Raw genomic sequence first — 18,637 nt, 5'->3', positions numbered from 1 at the left:
TCTGCCAATACTACCCATAGATTTGAAAATTATTCAAGATACCCAAAATCATAAAGCGCATTTGCCATTTTTACCAATATCGGTCCGCCATTCCCGCCACTTTGCCCGTGTTCTAGGAGAATAGTGATGGCATATCGGGGATTTTTGTAAGGCACAAATGCTGTGATCCAAGCGTGAGATCGGCGAAAGTATTCCATTTCGCTTTCTTTCATCCTGACTTTGACTTCTTGGGGGATTTGCACCACTTGTGCCGTGCCTGTTTTGCAAGCTAGCGGGACTTTTGAACCCCGTGTGCGCCGGTAAGCTGTGCCTGTTGGGACGCTACAAGCCTCATACATCCCTTTTCGCAAAATAGCTAGCTTGGATTTTTGAAAATCATTGAGCACATCTTTGGATTCATAATCAGCAGCTTTATTGCCAAACATCTTGGCAAAATGCGGGGTAGGCAAACTCCCCCCAGCGATGAGGGCGGTATATCGGGCTATCTGCATAGGCGTAACCAAAAATGCCCCTTGACCGATGGAAGTAACGACGGTATCGCCAGTATACCAAACCTTGCCATAGCGCTTCATCTTCCATTCAGGATCCGGCACGATACCGATAAATTCATTGGGGATATCGATACCCGTTTTTTCTCCAAAGCCCATTTGTCGCAAGACATTGGCGATATTATTCATCCCCGCATTTTGAGAAAGCTTGTAGAAATAAACATCGACAGATTCCCGCAATGCTTTGGTGAGATCGGATTTTCCGTGTCCTGAGGGTTTCCAATCTCGAAATTTTCTACCCCCAAGCTCGATATAAGGCGGTGTGTCGATCTTGGTGTTTTCATTGATACCCGCATATTCCAAAAATGCCAGCCCCACGCCCATTTTGACAACAGAGCCGGGCGGGTAGAGGGCATTGACTAGTTTATTAAGCAGGGGATTGTAAATATTTTCACGCAGGGCATCCCATTTGGTGTGGCTGATACCGCCGACAAAATCATTGAGATTGTATTCAGGGTAGCTTCCTGCCACGAGGAGTTCGCCGGTGTGAATATCCATCACGATGAGAGCGCCTTCTTTGTCTTGGAACTCGGTATCAGCGATTTCTTGGAGTCGCATATCTAGGCTTAAAACCAAGTCATTTTGGGTTTCAGGCTTTTGTTCTTCTAAGACTTCAAGTTCTTGATTGAAAGCATTCACTGCCATCACACGATAGCCGATTTGTCCTTGTAAAAAAAGATTGTATTCTTTCTCTAGCCCGGTTTTGCCGATGATTCCTGTGTATTTACTCACCGGATCGCTCTGGATATCTTCTTCATCAGCAGCGCCTACATAGCCAATCACGTGGGAAGCCGAGAGGGTATTGGGATAGAGCCTTTTGGTGGCAGGTTCGACCAAAATATCGGGGTTTTGGATCATTTGGGCATAGATTTTTTGCATTTGCACATAGGGAATGAAATTGATGACCTTGATAGGGGAATGGTTGTAGATGGAATCTTGCTTTTTGTATGCTTTGGTGATTTCTGAGCTATCGGCATTGGGGAAGAAGCTCTGGATGATCGTGATTTGTTTTTCTAATTCTTTATCTTTGAGCGAGGGGTTGAGTAGGATTGAAAAACCGAGTTCATTGATAGCCAAAGGTTCGCCGTTTCTATCGAGTATTTGCCCACGAGAGGGGACAAGGATTTCTTTTTTTGTCATATTTCTTTGGGCGAGTTTTTCAAAATATTCGTGGGATTTGATAGTGATAACAAATATTTTTGTGATGAGGGCTATCCAAACGAGGATAAAAATAGAGATGAGGATTTTATATCTGATGTTTAATTTTTTCATACGCAATACCCAAACAGGCTTCATAAAAAATATAAGAAATAAAGATGGAACTCAAATCCAGTGAATCTTCATTCCCTCCAAATATATTTAGTAGATATAAAGTAAAAAAATAAGCAAAATAAATCAAAGGAACATAGACAAAAACAAAAAGTAGATTGTCTTCAAATAATAATCGAAATTTTTTGATAACCAGCCAATTGGTAACCACAAAAACAATAGGCAAAACCCCGGCGGTTTTGTCGTGGTCAAATTCAGAAAATATCAGACAAAGCACAATCGCAAAGGTGAAAATCCAGCGATTTTCCCTAGAAGCTTGCATATAAAGAATAAAAAGGAAGCCAATCATCGGGGGCAAAAACAAATAAATATCACTCAAGCAGGTATAAAAATAAAAGCAAATTAAAAGCAAAGAAGCTTTTAAAGCTTCTTTAAGAGTGCTATTTCGTCGCAAATTGGAAAATGTTTGCATTTGATACAATCCGCCCAGATTTTGTGGTTTGGCAATAATGATTTTTCAATGACTTCAAAGCCGAGTTGTTTGAATAAATCATCACAATAAGTCAAGACCAAACATTCTTGAAGCCCAAGGGCTTTGCCTTCGGCTAAAACGGCATTCACAAGCTTTTTGGCGATGCCTTGACGGCGGTATTTCCCATCAACGACCAAGCTCCTGACCTCCCCAAGTATGGGAGAATAAATATGCAAAGCGCAAAATCCCACTATAGTATTATCTTGAACGCCATCTTGCTTGGCAACAAAATACGATCGTATCGAGGTTGCCATTTCTTCGGGGCTTCTTGGGAGTATCAAGCCTTTTTGAACTTCTGTTTCTACCATCGCACCCATCAAAGGGATATCGCTTAGCACTGGTTTTTGTATTTGTATTGCCAAACTAGTTTGTGTCAATCCCTAGCACCCCGTTTAAAATGATTTCTTGAATCTTGGTTTTGCCCCCAAATCTCTTATCTATAATTTTATCATTATTTGATGCGACCAGACAGCCTTTTTGGTAAAAAATATGCTGCTCGTTCTTCTTTAACTTATCAAATTTGGTATAAATATCTAAAATTCTTTGATCAGCGCGTGCGATATTTGCCAACATCGAGCTCACGTCATTGTCAATGCCTAGCCCGGTATGCCTCGCATCAATGAGATGGATAAATAATTTGATAGAAATGCGCTTGTTGAGAAATTCCCAAAGATGTTTTTCCCATTTTTTCTTGGTGTCTTTGGAAACTTTTGCATACCCAAATCCGGGCAAATCCACAAAACGGATCGAAAAAATCTCCCCGCTCTCTTGCCTCTCCCACGTCGTGCCAAAAAAATTTATCAATTGCGTTTTGCCCGGTGTCGAGGAGCTTTTGGCTAGATTTTTTTCTAAAATTAGATTGATAAATGTGCTTTTGCCTACGTTGCTTCTCCCCAAAAATACGACTTCCATCAAATCAGGCGGGGGACAATCAGCAAGCCTGGTGGCTGAAGTGAGGAATTTTGCCTCTTTGATGGTAATCATTGGGCGTCTTTATCGGGATTGGGTGGGGTTTGTTTGTTTTTGGGTGTGGTGTCTTTTTGATCCATCTCATCGAGATTGAAAATGAATTTTGCGGGTTTGTTTTTGCTCCCTAGTATGTTGGCATAGCCATTTTCGTTATTGACGATGATTTCTTCGCCCCGAATCGTGTTGGATTTGCCTACCTCATTGACGAGGGCATTTTCAAGCAAGCGATATTCTCCATTTTGGGCATTGTAGGTGAGTTTGTCTGAATGCCCTTTAAACTCCCTGCCATCTTCCATAAAAATATGGAATTTAACATTGCCTTGGGCTTCATAAAATTGGGGTTTTCTTTTTTTGTCTGAATAGATAATCACCTTGTCAGCCTCAAGCGTATCTTTGGCTTTTTTGATATGCACGTCCCCTTCGATGACCATTATCCCTTTGGCATCGTTGCTCAAAAATTTATTGGCAGTTACTTCAAGCGTTTCTTGACCAAAAGCGATCACACCCAAAGATAAGCAAAACAACCAAAGGATAGCTTTCATTTTTTCTCCTTTTTTCCATCACTAAGATGAATCTCTGAAGTGATATGGATCGCTTGAATCATCTGGGTTTTTCGATTGTAAATAATATTTTTGCCCTCAACATCGCCCTCAGGAGAATCAAAGACAAAATGCCCCTTGCCTCTAAAGATTTCTTTGCGATAATCATAAGTTCCCTTTTCACTCCAAAATCCCCCCCCATCGCTTTTGGTATAGACCGCTCCATTGGGGAAATCGTATATATCGCCTTTTCTGATGACCTTATCCCCGCTAATGTATTCGTATATTTTTTTAGATCGTGTATTATAGCGACTTGCCAAAAAATCATACAAAATCTCATAATCATCAAATTGCAACGCCCGCGAACCCTCGATTTTCATATCCACAAAATCACCATTGGCTTGATACATATTGAAATTGCGTAGCTCGATTTTGGGAATGTCCTCGTTTGTGAGGGTTTGAGATCTTTTTGATGGGGCAAAAAAGAATATCGAAGCGATCGTTAGCACAAACAATGCTAAAAAAAAATTCAATACGCTATTGGTAGAAACCAAGTGCTTCATCTTTTAGCCCATCTTTTAATAAAATATACTCAATCATTTCCCGCACCGCTCCTGCGCCTCCCGGGCTTTTTAGCACCACATCGGCAGATTCTTGAAGCCATTGGCTTGCATCACTGGGGGCAAAAGACAAACCACATTCTTTAAACATCGCCAAATCATTCAAATCATCGCCAATGCAAGCCACTTCAGATGTTTTTAGATGGAGTTCTTCTTTGATTTTAGAAGCGATTAGCGCTTTGTCAGAAATCCCCATAAAAACATCGGTGATACCCAATTCTTTCATCCTAAAAGCTGTGATTTTTGAATCCCGCCCAGAGATCACAGCTACTTTTTTGCCAAGCTTTTGCCAAAGCACTAGCCCCAAGCCATCTTTGATATTGAATGTTTTGCTTTCAATCAAATCGTGATTGTAGATAAGCTCGCCATTTGTCAGTGTCCCATCGACATCGAGCAAAATCAACTCAATCATAGTGCGCCTTTTGTGCTAGGGATAGCGATACGTTCATTGGGCGTTAGGGCACGACGGAGCGCTAATGCAAAGGATTTGAATGTCGCCTCAATAATGTGATGGAGATTTTTTCCTCTTTTGAGATGGATATGCACACACAAGCCCGCATTCATCGCTACAGCCCGAAAAAACTCCTCTGTAAGCTCGACATCAAAATCCCCCACCCTGCCTTTGAAATCAGCGTGGCAGCTCATATCAAACACCAAAAACGCCCGATTGCAAATATCCATATCGCATTCTACGCAAGCCTCATCCATCACGACAGCACCATTGCCAAATCGTTCGATACTTTTGATCGGATAGATTGTCTCTCTCAAAAGCTTGCCGATGACAATCCCGCAATCTTCGACACTATGGTGTCCATCAACGTGCCTATCGCCCGTGCATTTTAGATGGAGATCCATCAAAGAATGTTTCGTAAAAGCCTCGAGCATATGGTCAAAAAAACCTATACCTGTGGTTATTTTTCCCTCGCCCTTGCCGTATAATTCTAACGAAGCGCTTATCTGCGTTTCTTTTGTGTTGCGTGTGATTTCTTGCATTGTTTTACTCCCGAATAATAATGCCCGCTAGGTTTTTGGATTTGGCAAAATCAAGGGCTTCATCTTCGCTTTGGAAACCTTTGATAAATACCCGATATGTCCCGTTGCCATTGCTGGGTTCTTTGATATCGATTTTATAATCGCTCGATTTGATGGTATTTTGGGTTTGCTCTTTTAGAGAAATCGCCCCTTCTTTTTTCTTGAATGCCCCGATTTGTAGGGCAAATGTCCCGCCCTCAACGCTTGCTTTGCTTTCGCCGATTTTAAATTCTTCTTTGAACGTTTTTGATTCACTCATATCTTTGCTGATGGAATGTTCGTAATCTTTTGAAATCATCCCGCCAAATCCCAAGACCTCCAGCCTCACTTTTGCCGTGCCTTTATCGACCATTTGGATATCTCTAGCTGCGGCATTGGATAAATCGATGATACGCCCATCAACAAAAGGGCCCCGATCGTTGATACGCACCACCGTGCTTCTGCCATTTTCTTTGTTATAGACTTTCACGACCGTATTCATTGGCAGGGTTTTGCTCGCTGCGGTATGGGCGTGCATATTGTAGATTTCGCCATTGGATGTTTTTTTGGCGTGAAAATTTGGCCCATACCAGCTCGCAATGCCATCAAAGATTTCGCCCACATCGACACGTGTGGGGTAATACCATTTGCCCGCTATCTGATAGGGGCGCATTGTTGCCCTTTGGATCGCAGCAGATTCACGCATTCCCTCTAACATCGATGGATTTGAGCTTGCAAACATATCGCCGGGAGCATTGCCCGAGCCAAAGCCAGAATACCCATCAGAATAGCTCTGATTGGCGTAGTTGGAGGTGTATTTTTTGGATCGATACGCCCCTAATGCTTCATAATCGCTAAAAGCACCCATACCGCCATTATAGACACTTTGAGGCGAGCAACCCCAAAATAAAACTAAAAATCCCGCTACGCTAAAAAAAAATCCCTTCAATGCTTAGCCTTTTTGAGCTAGTTTTTGATGATTTTTCCTGATGATAGGGACAATGAGTTTTTGATTGATAGATAAAAAGGAATTTTTGAGATTGTTGGTGATTTTGAGTTCTTGGATACTGACCTTATACCTTTTAGAAATCGAGCTGAGCGTTTCACCTTGCTTGACTTTATGGAGGACAAACATTTCGTTAGGATTTTCTTCTTCTTTGAAGTTTTGCTTGAAATACGCAAGTTTTTCATAGGGGATATAAACGGCGTATTCATTGTAGCCCGGGGGTAAAAAATCATAACGGAATTGTCGGTTGTAAGTTTTGAGTTCAGCAAGGCTCATCCCTGCGCCCTTAGCAATGCTTTCTAGGAGCGTGCCGGCTTTGATATTCACGCTTGCAAGAGTGTTCATCGCTCCCCGATTGAGGAGATATTCTCTATCTTCGCTTTTGAGCTTGTCGATATTGTTGAATGCCACAGACATTCCCAAAATCATTCGCATATAGTCTCTGGTTTCTTTGGGGAGGTATTTTTTCTTATCATCTAAAAGCACATCAATGTCGGTGGTTTTGGCTTCTTTGATGGCTTTTTGCAGTCGCCCCACACCGCAATTATACGCCATCGCCGCTAGATACCACTGCCCGGTTATTTTGTAGAGAAATTGCAGGTATTTAATCGCTGCTTGCGTGCTTTTGATAGGATCGCGCCGCTCATCGATATAATCATTGATTTTTAGCCCGAGCTGTTTGGCAGTTACTGGCATTAATTGCCAGATCCCAGAGGCTTTTTTGGGGCTGTAGGCGCGGGTAGAAAATTCAGATTCTGCCATCGCGAGGAATAAAAATTCTTGCGGGATGCCTGCTTGGGCGATCATACTTTTGAGGATAGGGATAAATTCATAGCTAGAATCAAATTTTTGCAAAAAATAATCCCAGCGCCCTTCGGCACTATTGGTTTTGAGGGAGTTTTTTGCCTTGAGTTCAGCCAAAAATGCCCCGCTGACATCAAAAGAATTTAAGATATTTTCACTGAAGCGATCATAAACCAAGCTATTGAAATCCGCTTTTAGCAAGCTTGATGAACATAAACACGACAATGATGATAATAAAATCATTGTTTTTAACTTCATTTATCTCCCTGATTTAAAAATCCAAAATGGTGTGCATTTTACTTTAAAAATGCTTAAATCAAAAAACATTGCACACAAATACTAGCCAAAAGCATACCAACACCAGTTATCACGCCATCATTCACAAATAGCCAAGCCAAACAAATCATAAGCATTTTGGGTCGTGAGTGAGGCGAGTGAAGCCACATCTATTGCTAAGATTTCAGCGATCTTAGTGGCAATAAGCGGGATACGCATTGGCTCATTGCGTTCGCCCCGATATGGGTGTGGGCTCAAATACGGGGCATCGGTTTCAAGCAAAAGCCTATTTTTGGGGATTTGAGGCAGGATTTCGACAATTTTTTTGGCATTTTTAAATGTCGCCACCCCGCCAATGCCATAATAAAATCTGTTTGATAGCCCGAGCAAAATCGCATCGGCATTAAAACAATGCAAAACCCCCCGGGCTTGAGGGTAATGGTTTAAAATTTCAAAGGCATCAAAACTCGCCTCCCGAATATGCACAATCAAGGGCTTATCAAATGCGATAGCGAGCTTGATTTGGGCAATGAACGCTTCTTTTTGGGCATTTTTGTAATCTTGCCTCTCTTCTTGTGGGGGAAGCCTGTAGTAATCAAGCCCGCATTCACCCACAGCCACGCATTTGGGATGGCTCAAAAAATCCCTAAAAAAATCCACGCTAAAACCTGCGATCTCATCAGGATGAGCGCCTACAGCAAAATAGATTGGGGGATATTTTTCAGCAATGGCGATAGCTTTTGCCAAATCTTTCGTGTCTGCCCCGGGGATAATGATTTTATCGACACCAAAGGCAAAGGCACGATTGATGACGGCTTCCAAATCGTCTTCATAGCGCTCATTATCCAAATGGCAATGCGTATCAATCACGCCACACCTCTTTCCTTTTTTTGTTTGTGGTAGAATTTTATTTTTAACAAACGCCATTTTAGTCAAAAATTTTTAGTATTTGACAACGGGCATTCAAAGGATATGATTTTGTTTAGCGGGCTTGTACGTGAGATTGCAAAAGTAAAAAAATTTGAAAATAATGTGCTGTATCTGCAAGCCGATTATAAACCAACCATTGGCGATAGTATCGCGGTGAATGGGGCTTGCTTGACTGCTATTGCGGTGTTTGAAGATGGTTTTGGGCTTGAACTAAGCGCACATACCCAAACCCAAATCGCCCTAGAAAATTATCAAAATCTCGTGCATATCGAACCGGCTTTGCAGGCAAACTCAAGATTAGATGGGCATTTTGTCCAAGGGCATATTGATGGGATCGGGATCATTGAGCGGATCGAAAAAAGGGCAAATCAAACCGATTTTTTTATTCACGCTGACAAAGAAATTCTTAGTCTCATCATCCCGCAAGGCTCGGTAACCATCGATGGTATTAGCTTGACCGTGCCAGAGGTTTTTGAAAAGGGCTTCAAACTCACTATTATCCCCTATACGCTAAAACAAACGCTTTTTCACACCTATAGACCCCACAGGCGGGTCAATATCGAAACGGATGTGCTGGTCCGCAGTATCGCCCATCTCCTCAAAAAGCGGGATAAAACGCTCAATGTTAGCTCGTGGAAAGAAATTGATTCGATTTTGTTGGGGTATTGAATGGGGGCGTGTGAGCTTAGAGACCTACGGGTGCGGGGTTATTTGCTTGTAGTGGTTTTTGATTTGTGGGTAGATAGGGTTTCCAAACCTTAGAAATCTATCTCGAACGCACAGCCTTTGGCTGGGTGTGAGAGGAGGAGCGTTAAGCCAAAGACAACTGCTTGTCTTTGGTAGCTCCGCACGGCGATGCGTTTGTGCTCCGATAGGAGCATAGCATACGCCCTTACTTTAGGAGCGAAGCGGGGATTTATTCCCTGCGAGCGGTCTTCAGGTTTGTTTAAAAACAAACCGAGTAAAAACCTTAGAAACTGGGTTGATAACGAAGTGCAACGCACGCCGTTATAACCCAATAACTTTAGGAACGAACGGGAGCTTAGCTCCTGCGAGCGGTCTTCAGGTTTAATTTTTCAGAGAAAAAATTAAACCGAGTAAAACATATAAAGGATAGACAACAATGAAAACCCCAAGAGCTGCTGCCCTTGCTTATGATTCTCAAACCGACGCTGCCCCAAAAGTCATCGCCTCTGGCGTGGGTGAAATCGCAAAAACCATCATCAAGAAAGCAAAAGAATTGAATGTGCCTATTTTTGCCAACCCCATTTTGGCAGAATCGCTAACAAGAATCCCCATTGATGAATCCATCCCTGAGGAGCTTTATGCCAGCGTGGTCGAAATCTTTATTTGGCTAAAAGATGTCGAATCCTCTTGCCAGCTGAGCAAATCGCTTGAAAACTAGAATAAAATGAGAATATTTGTAACATTTTGAGACAGAATCCAGAAATAAATCTCAAATACAATTTGTGTTTTTAAAATATTAATATAAAATCGCACAAAGTTTTTAAATGGGGTTCTGTTTTCAAAGCAATGATAAGGAGGATGGTTTGATTAGCTTAAAAAATATCAAAAAAACCTATCCCAATGGCTTTTGTGCGATCAAAAATCTTGATTTAGAGGTTGTAGCCGGCGATATTATGGGGATTATCGGGTATTCTGGAGCGGGAAAATCCACGCTGATTCGTATCATCAATCGCCTCGAAGAACCCAGCGAGGGCGAGATTGTCATCGATGGGGTGGATCTGCTTAGCCAAAAACCCAAAGAACTCCAAAAAATCCGTCAAAAAATGGGGATGATTTTCCAGCATTTCAATCTTTTGAGTTCAAGAGATGTGTTTGGAAATATCGCTTTTGCGCTTGAAATCGCAGGCTGGAAACGTGAAAATATCGCTCTACGTGTTGGGGAGCTTTTGGATTTAGTCGGGCTAAAAGACAAGGCGAGTTTTTATCCTAGCCAGCTTAGTGGCGGGCAAAAACAACGCGTCGCCATCGCGAGGGCATTAGCCAATCACCCCAAAATCCTTTTGTGTGATGAAGCCACGAGCGCATTGGATACTAAAACAACAAAATCCATCTTGGAGCTTTTGAAAGATATCCAAAAAAAATTTTCTCTCACCATTGTTCTGATCACCCATCAGATCGAAGTTGTCAAAGAAATCTGCAATCAAATGTGTGTGATGAGCGGGGGAGAGATCATCGAAAGGGGTTTGGTGCACGAACTTTTTGCCAATCCTAAGCACGCCGTTACCAAAGAACTCATCTCCTATCTCCCGCCTGCCGATGATGCGCATATTTTTTCTCATCTTAAGGATCAAAAAAATGTGTATAAAATCATCTTTACGGGAGAAAATGCCAATGAACCCTTGATTTCAGATGTTATCAAGCGTTTTGGCATTGATGCGAATATTTTGTCGGGCAATATTGAGGATTTAGCCACAGAGAGTATCGGGCATTTGATTATCCAGTTTGGTGGGGAAGAAAATGCGATTTTAGCCTCATTGGAATACCTAAACCAAAAGGGCTTGACAATCCAAAGTTTCGATACTGCTACAGACCTTGAGAGAACGAGTTGATGATGGAGCGTAGCTTTAGAATAACTCGGGCGGGCAGGTCAAAAAATTTTAGGAGCGAAGAAAAAAGAGCTTCAAGGCAAATTAAAGATTCCTTTGTCTTGTTTTTCCTTGAGGGGGACAAGGGGGGCTAGCCGTATTGCCATACTTCTTATGAAGTTCGCAGGGCGGGTAAAATCCCCTGACCCACCCCTTAGTGGATAGGGCGAAAAAGCGTAGAGGGCTTTGGTTTGTTGGCGGATAAGGTTTCCAAACCTTAGAAAACGGGTTGATATTCCTGCGTTAGCAGGATATAACCCAATAACTTTAGGAGCGAAGCGAGGCTTTGCCTTGCGGAGCGGTCTTCAGATTCAGTTTTTAAACTGAATCGAGTAGGCATAATGTTTTTTCCATAGCAGTGTTTTCTAGTTATTGTTTCTTATACTAGCTAGAAAGGGGTCAGGGGGGCTAGCCGTATTGCCATACTTCTTACGAAGCATAAGGCAATCGGCGTGCGAGGCTACCAGAGCCAAGCAGTTGGCTCTGGCTTTACGCCTCTCCTTGCGAAGTCCGCCCTTAATGGGTGGGCGGGTCAAAAAGACCCCTTTAGAACCCCTACCCCCCGACACGCCCCCAATGCAATGCGGGATTAAAAAGCGTAGCGGACTTTGGTTTGCAAGCAGTTTTAGAATTGTTACCAAAAGAGCAATCTACGCACTTTCACCCTATCCACTAAGGGAGCGGGTCAGGGTTTGGGGGAGTTTGAGGGGGATAAGGGGCGGACTTCGCAATTTAAGCCTCTTATCCCCTCTCAAGAAGAAAACAAAACTAGGGATTTTTAATTCGCCCTTTGGATTCATCGTAGAAATCAAAAGACTCTTAGAAAACGGGTTGATATTCCTGCGATAGCAGGATATAAAACGGGTGGGTGGGTAAAATAACTTTAGGAGCGAAGCGAGGCTTTGCCTTGCGGAGCGGTCTTCAGATTCGCTAAGCGAATCGAGTAAAAATAATCTTATAGGATATAGGTGTGAGATGATTTTCGATATGATTTTTGATGCAACGCTTGAGACCATTTATATGGTGTTTTTTTCGTGTATTTTTGCGGTGCTTTTTGGCTTGCCTCTCGGGGTGTTTCTCGAGATTACCAAAGCAGGTGGTATCCTCTCAATGCCAACGCTCAATAAAATCCTCGGCGGGATTGTCAATACCGCAAGATCGTTTCCTTTTATCATTTTGATTATCTTGCTGTTGCCACTTTCTCGGCTTATTATCGGCACGAGCATTGGGAGCACGGCTGCGATTATCCCGCTTTGTATTTCAGCGATCCCTTTTGTGGCGCGACTTTTTGAAGGTGCTTTGGCTGAAGTCCCTAAAGGTCTCATCGAAGCTACGTTAAGTATGGGTGCAAATAAATTTGTTATCATCAAGGTGATGATTGCTGAAAGTATGCCCTCGCTAGTCAATGCCCTCATTATCACGACGATTTCTCTGATAGGCTATTCGGCGATGGCAGGGGCTGTTGGAGCTGGCGGGCTGGGGGATTTAGCGATTCGCATTGGTTATCAGACCTATCGCCCCGATGTATTGTTTTATTCGGTTATTACCATCATTGTTTTGGTCCAAGTCATCCAGACAAGCGGGGATTTGATAGTCAAGCGCCTCAGAAAATATAAATAAAATTAAAAATTAACAAGGAAAATTAAATGAAAATAACACAATCTATCGCACTTTTTTTTGCACTCGGTGTGAGTGCGTTTGCGGGCAATCTCAAAGTAGCTGCCACGCCTGTTCCAGCTGCTGAAATCCTCGAATTTGCCAAGCCGATTTTGGCTAAGCAAGGCGTAAATCTCATTATCCAAAGCTTCACAGACTATGTTACACCCGATGTTTCTTTGAATGAAGGCTCAAGCGATGCTAATCTCTACCAACACAAGCCATTTTTGGAAAAAATGAATCACGACAGAGGTTTTCATCTTGTCGCTCTCCATCCTATTTATGTCGTGCCATTGGGGTTTTATTCCAAAAAATACACAAGTGTAGCGAGTATCAAGGATAAAGCTGTCATTGCACTGCCAAATGATCCGACAAATTATTCCCGTGCGTTGATACTCCTCAATGATAATGGGCTCATCAAGCTCAAAGACCCTACGAATCTTGATTCTACGGAGTTTGACATCATAGAAAATCCCAAAAAACTCAAATTCAAACAAGTCGAAGCCGCAATGCTTCCCAAGGTTTTAGACGGCGTGGATGCTGCAGTTATCAATGCTAACTATGCCCTCCAAGCAGGGATGAGCTTGAGCCAGGCATTTTTTCACGAAAATGACAAATCTGTCTATACCAATGTATTGGCTGCTAGAGAGGATAATAAAGACAATCCTGATATTCTCAAACTCCAAAAAGTTCTTTTGAGTCCTGAAGTTAGAAACTTTATATTGGAAAAATACAAAGGGCAAATCATCCCTGCGCAATAAAATAAATTTTTTAGAAAGGAAAACAATGAAAAAAATCATCTTCATCTTGCTGGTTAGTCTGAGTCTCGCTGGTGCTGAAACGCTCAAAGTTGGGGCAACGCCAGTCCCCCACGCCCAAATCCTAAAATTCATCGTCCCCATACTAAAAAAAGAGGGCATTGATCTAAAAGTCGTTGAATTTACTGATTATGTAACGCCCAATCTTGCGCTTGCTGATAAATCTTTGGACGCAAATTTTATGCAACACCAGCCTTATTTGGACAAAATCAATAAAGACAGGAATCTCCATCTGGTTTCTATCGCAAAAATCCACGTCGAGCCTTTGGGATTTTATTCCAAAAAATTCAAATCCATCGATGAGATCCCTAACAAAGCAAATATTGCGATTCCTAACGACCCTAGTAATGCGGGTAGGGCGTTGATTTTATTACATAATCACGGGCTTATTACACTAAAAGATCCTACAAATCTCTATGCGACTGAGTTTGATATTATCAAAAATCCAAAAAATATCAAGATCCGCCCCTTAGAAGCGGCAATGCTGACTAAAGCATTGGGCGATCTTGATGGCGCGGTGATCAATACAAACTACGCACTCCAAGCAGGACTTAGCCCCAAGAATGCTATCTTTAGCGAGGGCAAGGATTCCCCGTATGCGAATGTTTTGGTCGTGCGTGCTGGTGATGAAAACAAAAAAAGTATTCTCAAGCTCAAAGAAGCCTTCCAAAGTCAAAAAGTAAAAGATTTTATTATTAAGACATATCAAGGCGAGATTGTTCCAGCATTTTAGCTGGGGCTTAATGCTGTATAAAAACATTTAGCTAGCACAAAAATGCAAATCAAATTCCTTGATTTACCCGCAGAATACAATATCCTCAAGCCTCAAATCGATTCGCTCATTTCTGAAATCGTTTCTTCGGGCGAATTTATCGGGGGCAAACATCTCCAAGCATTTGAAAAAAATTTCTCACAATTTAGCCAGACAAAAGGCTGTGTGGGTGTGGGAAATGGCACGGATGCGCTTGAAATCGCTATTAAAGCGTTGGCACTCCCAGAAAAAAGCGAGATTATCGTGCCATCTAATACGTTTTTTGCTTCGGTAGAAAGCATTTTAAATGCTGGACACAGGGCTGTTTTGGTTGATTGTGATAAAGATTATCTCATCGATAGGCAAGCCCTAGAAAATGCCATCACTCCCAACACTGCTGCGATAATGCCTGTCCATCTCTATGGGCGGGCGTGTGATATGACTATGGTAATGGCTATGGCCCAAAAATATTCTCTGAAAGTCATTGAAGATTGTTCCCAAGCCCACGGGGCAAAAACCCTCTACAAAAACGAACTCAAAAGCGTTGGGAGTATCGGCGATATGGGTTGTTTTAGCTTTTATCCGGGCAAAAATTTGGGCGCTTATGGTGATGGGGGTGCGATCGTGAGTAATGATAATCGATTGCTTGAAGTTGCCCGAGAGATCGCTAATCACGGCATTAGAAATAATACCAAATACGCACACGCTCGTATCGGGAGAAACTCTCGCTTAGATAGTATGCAAGCAGGGATTTTAAACATCAAGCTTGCTCGCCTCTATGAGGTCAATGCTTCCCGTCAGGCTTGTGCGAAGATGTATGGTGAGGCTTTAGGCGGGCTTGAAAATATCATCTTGCCGAAAGCAGGGGATTTGCCAGCCAATAATGTGTGGCATTTGTATGTGGTGCGGTTGGCAAAAATTTGGCGTGGCAAAAGAAAAATGTTGGTGGAGTATCTAGCAAAAAATGGCGTGGCTTGTGGGGTGCATTATCCGCAAGACTTAGGAAGCCTAGAAGCCATCTTGCAACACCCTGATTGCAGGGTTGCTTCCAATCAAAATGCCAAAAATTTTGCCTCTGAAATCTTGAGCTTGCCCATCGGGGAACATATCAGCAGAGAGGAAGTCGCCTATATCGCTGAAAAATTGCACGCATTTGCAGGCGAGCTTGCAAGATAAGTTTTTGATTACAAAATAGACTAAGAGATGGCTAGAGGGATTTAAAAATCTCGTTTTTTGGGATTTTGTTGGGTTGCAAGCCTGATGGGTGGGGTTATTTTGCCAACACCACCAGGTTTTTATTTGAATCTTGAGAATGCAAGTCAAAATTTCCAACCAATGCTTGCATAAGTGGCTAGATTGCTGATGTCAGCTTGCTTGCTACTTCTGTTTTTGTATTTGATATTGATTTCAAGTTGGGTTTTGTTTTTGTTGGTAAAGATAAAGCCGGCTTGGAGGTTGTAGCCCCCAGCAAAGATTACTTCAGAAAAAACAAAATCTTCGTAAAGTGCATTTGTCGTTGGGGTATTATTGAGATAATCAATACTATAGCCATAACCGCCCCCGCCAAAAGCGCCAATATCCCAGTTTCCAGAATGGTAAAAATCAATCCGATAATCCAAGTTTAAGCTAAAATCAAACAAATATTCTTGCTTTTTATAGATCATTGATAGTGTATTGTTATTTGCTGATAGATATTGGAATCCGGTATCTAGGGAGATTTTCAACCCGTGCATTGGTGTGAAAAAAATTTCATAACCATTGATGAGAGCAAACGCAAAGCCCGTGCTTTTGCCATTAGATGTGATGGCTTGTGTCGTATTGTCAGGGAGCGAGGTCTCATTATTAAAGGTATAGCCAAATTGAAACGCATAGGTATTGCCTGTTTTTTCTTCAATGCCAAAGGCATTGCCTAGCGTAATCAAACACGAGGCAAAAACAATGATAGGGATAAATTTTTTGAATAGTTTTTTCATTATCATTCCTTTATGTTTTTATCGATGGTATTGGTAGGCAAAGGCAAGCCCAAAGTTTTGCCCATTTAGCTTGATAGTATCGCTTCCCATATAAGGAACCCAAGAAAATCGAAAGCCCAATCTGCCAAATTGAATCCCAATATCAAAGCGTAATTTGCTATACCCTGCACCATAGTTGTATATAGAAAAATCATACCCCGCACCCGCATAGATACTGATATTTTTGGATCGTTTCGCAAAGTTGGTGATGGCATAATCCACGATGATTTCCATAGGGATAAACATACCCGCTCCAAGATAGGGCGAATCATCAATGCTAAATTCAGCCTTTGGATCCTGCAGAAGATTCCAGAGTGCTTTAGGGATAGTCGTTTGCAGACCAAACCCTATCAAAGCCCCCACGCTCAAGCGATCAAGGATATTATAATTCGCCCCGATTTCAAGGGGGACAACATTGATGGCATAAACTTGTTTTCCAAAATAGATCGCAAGAGGCACGCTCCTAGCCAAGAAATTCCATTTATTTTGATCTATGGCTTCGCTTTTTGGTTGATTTTTGGTGTTTTCGGCAGTTTGTGGCTCTTGTGTGGGTGGTTCTGTTTGTTCCAGATTTGTCCCATTTTTTGGCTCTGTCGCTAGGGTGGCGACACAAAGACACAATGCCATCGCCCAAGCAGAAACTATTTTCCCCATTATCTCTCCTTATTTTTTTGAATCTTTTAGAATTTTGGTGCTTGATATTTCAATTTCTATAAATACTGGCGACAAAATTCCATAAATTCTATTTTAAAAATTCATTATAATTTTAATATATTTTTTATGGGTTTGCTACTTATTTAATAATAAAAATGGAAAATATTATTAATAATAGACCATTAGTGTTCTTAGCAAAGCAATAAAGATAGTTTTTAGGCTTTCAAGCAGTGGCTTGGGGATTTTTAAAAATCCTTAAACCACGCCTATTGCTTGAAAAAATGTTGATTTTGGGGTTATTTGAAGTCTTTGAGAAGCAAATCTTGGGTATTCATCACACCCACGCCCTTGTCTAAAATATCGCGCGCAATATCTTGAGCCTCTTTGAGTGAGTGCATTTTGGCAGTCCCGCATTGATAGATATTGAGTTCAGGGATGTCTTTTTCATCTTGGACCCTCAAAACATCTCGCATACTCGCTTCCCAAGCGTCTTTGACATCATAAGGATCAGGCTCGCCAATCAAGCTCATATAAAAACCCGTTCGACAGCCCATCGGGGAAATATCGATGATTTCGACGTTAGAATTGTTGAGGTGTTCGCGCATAAAGCCCGCAAATAAATGCTCGAGCGTATGGATACCCCGCTCGCTCAAAATCTCTTGATTGGGTCGGCAAAACCTCAAATCAAAAACAGATATTTTATCCCCTTTTGGGGTTTCCATACTTTTGGCAAGCCTCACAGCTGGGGCGGGCATAATGGTATGATCGACTTTAAAACTATCTAATAACGGCATAAAAACTCCTTGATTTCAATAAAAATTCTATTATATCCAAGCTTGGGATATATTGGGATATAATAGAAATTCAAACTCAAGCAAATAAGGAAAAAATATGAAATATCTCCTCTCTTTTGGCACATTTTTTTTGTTAGTGATAGCTGGGTGTGTCCAACCTGAAAAACCCACCAGTTCTTTTCCGATGAAGCAATGCCCCGCTCCCCTCGCAAAAATCCATCTGGAGTCTATCACTGCTGGGCAAAATGACCTTGATATTACCCCTGAGTTTATCAAAACCTTGTTGGATAAAAATTTGCAAGATAATTGTTTGGTCCTCACTGATAAGCCAGATAAAGACACCTATGAAACAAAAATCACTTATAAAACTTCTATTCAAAGTTCTTCAAGTGAGAAAATTGCCAGCTCCGAAGAGAGAAACACTATCCAGTCAGAAATTACCTTGTCGCTAAAAAACCAAATGACCACAAAGATTTTTGTGGGTAAAAATGCGATCCGAATCAATGGCAAAAAGATTTTAAGTATCGGGCAAGACGCTTCAATTACGCAAGATGACAAAAATCACTCGATTGCAGAAGCTTTTAAGGCAGCGTATAACTCGGCTGTAAGTAGCTTTCAGACGGATGTAAAATGAAGATAGCCTCCAGTCTATTGTTGTTTGCTTTTTTGCTTTTTGGTTGCGCCCCAAAAACGCCCCCAGCCAAAAAAAATTTTAATGCGATTGAATGTAAAATGATGTGTGAGGGCGATCAGTGCAACCAAAAATGCGAAGAAATTCAAGAATGAAATCTCATATTTTTGTGTCATTTACTTTTGTATTCTCATTTATGATACAA

Annotated in this window: 23 protein-coding genes; 9 read left to right on the top strand and 14 right to left on the bottom strand. The window is 41.7% G+C overall.

Annotated elements, in window-relative coordinates; genetic code table 11:
- Positions 1-29: 29 nt before the first annotated feature.
- From mrdA to BJI48_RS05950, 11 genes are all read right to left on the bottom strand, one after another.
- On the bottom strand, positions 30-1,820 hold the full coding sequence (mrdA, locus tag BJI48_RS06000; protein WP_095332970.1) for a penicillin-binding protein 2: 1,791 nt from the start codon (positions 1,818-1,820) through the stop codon (positions 30-32).
- Positions 1,795-2,229 carry a hypothetical protein gene (locus BJI48_RS05995; RefSeq protein ID WP_095332968.1) on the bottom strand — a complete coding sequence of 145 codons (435 nt, stop codon included), beginning with the start codon at positions 2,227-2,229 and terminating at the stop codon, positions 1,795-1,797. Before BJI48_RS05995 ends, mrdA begins: the two co-directional genes overlap by 26 nt.
- 8 nt (positions 2,230-2,237) lie before the next feature.
- Entirely contained in the window at positions 2,238-2,711 is a 474-nt protein-coding gene (locus tag BJI48_RS05990) for an N-acetyltransferase (protein ID WP_095332965.1), read from the bottom strand.
- A 1-nt stretch (position 2,712) separates the two neighbouring features.
- On the bottom strand, positions 2,713-3,333 hold the full coding sequence (yihA, locus tag BJI48_RS05985; RefSeq protein WP_095332963.1) for a ribosome biogenesis GTP-binding protein YihA/YsxC: 621 nt from the start codon (positions 3,331-3,333) through the stop codon (positions 2,713-2,715).
- Positions 3,330-3,860 carry a lipopolysaccharide transport periplasmic protein LptA gene (gene lptA, locus BJI48_RS05980; RefSeq protein ID WP_095332961.1) on the bottom strand — a complete coding sequence of 177 codons (531 nt, stop codon included), beginning with the start codon at positions 3,858-3,860 and terminating at the stop codon, positions 3,330-3,332. The genes yihA and lptA overlap by 4 nt, the downstream gene beginning before the upstream one ends.
- Positions 3,857-4,420, bottom strand: a complete 564-nt coding sequence (locus BJI48_RS05975) for a hypothetical protein (RefSeq protein ID WP_095332959.1) — start codon at positions 4,418-4,420, stop codon at positions 3,857-3,859. The genes lptA and BJI48_RS05975 overlap by 4 nt, the downstream gene beginning before the upstream one ends.
- The gene (locus BJI48_RS05970) at positions 4,395-4,889 is read right to left on the bottom strand and encodes an HAD hydrolase family protein (RefSeq protein ID WP_095332957.1); all 495 of its coding nucleotides are present in this window, start codon (positions 4,887-4,889) and stop codon (positions 4,395-4,397) included. Before BJI48_RS05970 ends, BJI48_RS05975 begins: the two co-directional genes overlap by 26 nt.
- A complete protein-coding gene (gene hisB, locus BJI48_RS05965; RefSeq protein WP_095332955.1) occupies positions 4,886-5,470 on the bottom strand; it encodes an imidazoleglycerol-phosphate dehydratase HisB in 585 nt (194 codons plus the stop codon). Before hisB ends, BJI48_RS05970 begins: the two co-directional genes overlap by 4 nt.
- 4 nt (positions 5,471-5,474) lie before the next feature.
- The gene (locus BJI48_RS05960) at positions 5,475-6,437 is read right to left on the bottom strand and encodes a septal ring lytic transglycosylase RlpA family protein (protein ID WP_343286666.1); all 963 of its coding nucleotides are present in this window, start codon (positions 6,435-6,437) and stop codon (positions 5,475-5,477) included.
- Between the two features lie 3 nt (positions 6,438-6,440).
- Complete coding sequence (locus BJI48_RS05955) at positions 6,441-7,556, bottom strand: lytic transglycosylase domain-containing protein (RefSeq protein WP_095332953.1); 1,116 nt, start codon at positions 7,554-7,556, stop codon at positions 6,441-6,443.
- 117 nt (positions 7,557-7,673) lie between these two features.
- On the bottom strand, positions 7,674-8,444 hold the full coding sequence (locus tag BJI48_RS05950; RefSeq protein WP_257874413.1) for a TatD family hydrolase: 771 nt from the start codon (positions 8,442-8,444) through the stop codon (positions 7,674-7,676).
- A gap of 108 nt (positions 8,445-8,552) precedes the next feature.
- Between BJI48_RS05950 and ribE the strand changes: the two genes are divergently transcribed.
- The 7 genes from ribE (at position 8,553) to BJI48_RS05910 (ending at position 15,517) form a co-directional block, all read left to right on the top strand.
- The gene (gene ribE, locus BJI48_RS05945) at positions 8,553-9,173 is read left to right on the top strand and encodes a riboflavin synthase (protein WP_095333115.1); all 621 of its coding nucleotides are present in this window, start codon (positions 8,553-8,555) and stop codon (positions 9,171-9,173) included.
- A 454-nt stretch (positions 9,174-9,627) separates the two neighbouring features.
- The gene (locus BJI48_RS05940) at positions 9,628-9,909 is read left to right on the top strand and encodes an EscU/YscU/HrcU family type III secretion system export apparatus switch protein (RefSeq protein WP_095332949.1); all 282 of its coding nucleotides are present in this window, start codon (positions 9,628-9,630) and stop codon (positions 9,907-9,909) included.
- Positions 9,910-10,015: 106 nt separating this feature from the next.
- Entirely contained in the window at positions 10,016-11,080 is a 1,065-nt protein-coding gene (locus tag BJI48_RS05935; RefSeq protein WP_180763067.1) for an ATP-binding cassette domain-containing protein, read from the top strand.
- 1,011 nt (positions 11,081-12,091) lie between these two features.
- On the top strand, positions 12,092-12,736 hold the full coding sequence (locus BJI48_RS05925) for a methionine ABC transporter permease (RefSeq protein ID WP_095332941.1): 645 nt from the start codon (positions 12,092-12,094) through the stop codon (positions 12,734-12,736).
- Between the two features lie 26 nt (positions 12,737-12,762).
- Positions 12,763-13,533 carry a MetQ/NlpA family ABC transporter substrate-binding protein gene (locus BJI48_RS05920; RefSeq protein ID WP_095332939.1) on the top strand — a complete coding sequence of 257 codons (771 nt, stop codon included), beginning with the start codon at positions 12,763-12,765 and terminating at the stop codon, positions 13,531-13,533.
- A gap of 25 nt (positions 13,534-13,558) precedes the next feature.
- Positions 13,559-14,323 carry a MetQ/NlpA family ABC transporter substrate-binding protein gene (locus BJI48_RS05915; protein WP_095332937.1) on the top strand — a complete coding sequence of 255 codons (765 nt, stop codon included), beginning with the start codon at positions 13,559-13,561 and terminating at the stop codon, positions 14,321-14,323.
- 42 nt (positions 14,324-14,365) lie between these two features.
- On the top strand, positions 14,366-15,517 hold the full coding sequence (locus BJI48_RS05910) for a DegT/DnrJ/EryC1/StrS family aminotransferase (RefSeq protein ID WP_095332935.1): 1,152 nt from the start codon (positions 14,366-14,368) through the stop codon (positions 15,515-15,517).
- Positions 15,518-15,660: 143 nt separating this feature from the next.
- On the opposite strand, the gene BJI48_RS05905 is transcribed toward BJI48_RS05910, so the two are convergent.
- The 3 genes from BJI48_RS05905 to luxS all read right to left on the bottom strand — a co-directional run bounded on the left by BJI48_RS05905 (position 15,661) and on the right by luxS (position 17,801).
- A complete protein-coding gene (locus BJI48_RS05905) occupies positions 15,661-16,314 on the bottom strand; it encodes a hypothetical protein (RefSeq protein WP_095332933.1) in 654 nt (217 codons plus the stop codon).
- Positions 16,315-16,332: 18 nt separating this feature from the next.
- A complete protein-coding gene (locus BJI48_RS05900; RefSeq protein ID WP_095332931.1) occupies positions 16,333-17,007 on the bottom strand; it encodes a hypothetical protein in 675 nt (224 codons plus the stop codon).
- Positions 17,008-17,303: 296 nt separating this feature from the next.
- Positions 17,304-17,801 (bottom strand): S-ribosylhomocysteine lyase, encoded by a 498-nt coding sequence (luxS, locus tag BJI48_RS05895; protein WP_095332929.1) that lies wholly within the window; start codon positions 17,799-17,801, stop codon positions 17,304-17,306.
- A 97-nt stretch (positions 17,802-17,898) separates the two neighbouring features.
- Here luxS and BJI48_RS05890 point away from each other — a divergent pair, with 97 nt between their 5' ends.
- Both BJI48_RS05890 and BJI48_RS09450 read left to right on the top strand, forming a co-directional pair.
- Positions 17,899-18,435, top strand: coding sequence for a hypothetical protein (locus BJI48_RS05890; protein WP_095332927.1), 537 nt, complete (start codon positions 17,899-17,901; stop codon positions 18,433-18,435).
- Entirely contained in the window at positions 18,432-18,587 is a 156-nt protein-coding gene (locus BJI48_RS09450; protein ID WP_180763066.1) for a hypothetical protein, read from the top strand. Before BJI48_RS05890 ends, BJI48_RS09450 begins: the two co-directional genes overlap by 4 nt.
- The last annotated feature ends 50 nt before the right edge of the window (positions 18,588-18,637 follow it).

Source organism: Helicobacter sp. 11S02596-1 (genome assembly GCF_002272825.1).
Taxonomy (GTDB): Bacteria; Campylobacterota; Campylobacteria; order Campylobacterales; family Helicobacteraceae; genus Helicobacter_J.
The sequence above is the reverse complement of the archived record's forward strand: the minus strand, read 5'-3'. Positions and strand labels throughout refer to the sequence as shown.

Excerpts from the sequence above, each read along its gene's own strand:
- mrdA (WP_095332970.1), bottom strand. The coding sequence starts at position 1,820 with ATGAAAAAATTAAACATCAGATATAAAATCCTCATCTCTATTTTTATC.
- yihA (WP_095332963.1), bottom strand. The coding sequence starts at position 3,333 with ATGATTACCATCAAAGAGGCAAAATTCCTCACTTCAGCCACCAGGCTT.
- lptA (WP_095332961.1), bottom strand. The coding sequence starts at position 3,860 with ATGAAAGCTATCCTTTGGTTGTTTTGCTTATCTTTGGGTGTGATCGCT.
- BJI48_RS05975 (WP_095332959.1), bottom strand. The coding sequence starts at position 4,420 with ATGAAGCACTTGGTTTCTACCAATAGCGTATTGAATTTTTTTTTAGCA.
- BJI48_RS05970 (WP_095332957.1), bottom strand. The coding sequence starts at position 4,889 with ATGATTGAGTTGATTTTGCTCGATGTCGATGGGACACTGACAAATGGC.
- hisB (WP_095332955.1), bottom strand. The coding sequence starts at position 5,470 with ATGCAAGAAATCACACGCAACACAAAAGAAACGCAGATAAGCGCTTCG.
- BJI48_RS05955 (WP_095332953.1), bottom strand. The coding sequence starts at position 7,556 with ATGAAGTTAAAAACAATGATTTTATTATCATCATTGTCGTGTTTATGT.
- BJI48_RS05940 (WP_095332949.1), top strand. The coding sequence starts at position 9,628 with ATGAAAACCCCAAGAGCTGCTGCCCTTGCTTATGATTCTCAAACCGAC.
- BJI48_RS05935 (WP_180763067.1), top strand. The coding sequence starts at position 10,016 with ATGGGGTTCTGTTTTCAAAGCAATGATAAGGAGGATGGTTTGATTAGC.
- BJI48_RS05925 (WP_095332941.1), top strand. The coding sequence starts at position 12,092 with ATGATTTTCGATATGATTTTTGATGCAACGCTTGAGACCATTTATATG.
- BJI48_RS05920 (WP_095332939.1), top strand. The coding sequence starts at position 12,763 with ATGAAAATAACACAATCTATCGCACTTTTTTTTGCACTCGGTGTGAGT.
- BJI48_RS05915 (WP_095332937.1), top strand. The coding sequence starts at position 13,559 with ATGAAAAAAATCATCTTCATCTTGCTGGTTAGTCTGAGTCTCGCTGGT.
- BJI48_RS05910 (WP_095332935.1), top strand. The coding sequence starts at position 14,366 with ATGCAAATCAAATTCCTTGATTTACCCGCAGAATACAATATCCTCAAG.
- BJI48_RS05905 (WP_095332933.1), bottom strand. The coding sequence starts at position 16,314 with ATGAAAAAACTATTCAAAAAATTTATCCCTATCATTGTTTTTGCCTCG.
- BJI48_RS05900 (WP_095332931.1), bottom strand. The coding sequence starts at position 17,007 with ATGGGGAAAATAGTTTCTGCTTGGGCGATGGCATTGTGTCTTTGTGTC.
- luxS (WP_095332929.1), bottom strand. The coding sequence starts at position 17,801 with ATGCCGTTATTAGATAGTTTTAAAGTCGATCATACCATTATGCCCGCC.
- BJI48_RS05890 (WP_095332927.1), top strand. The coding sequence starts at position 17,899 with ATGAAATATCTCCTCTCTTTTGGCACATTTTTTTTGTTAGTGATAGCT.
- BJI48_RS09450 (WP_180763066.1), top strand. The coding sequence starts at position 18,432 with ATGAAGATAGCCTCCAGTCTATTGTTGTTTGCTTTTTTGCTTTTTGGT.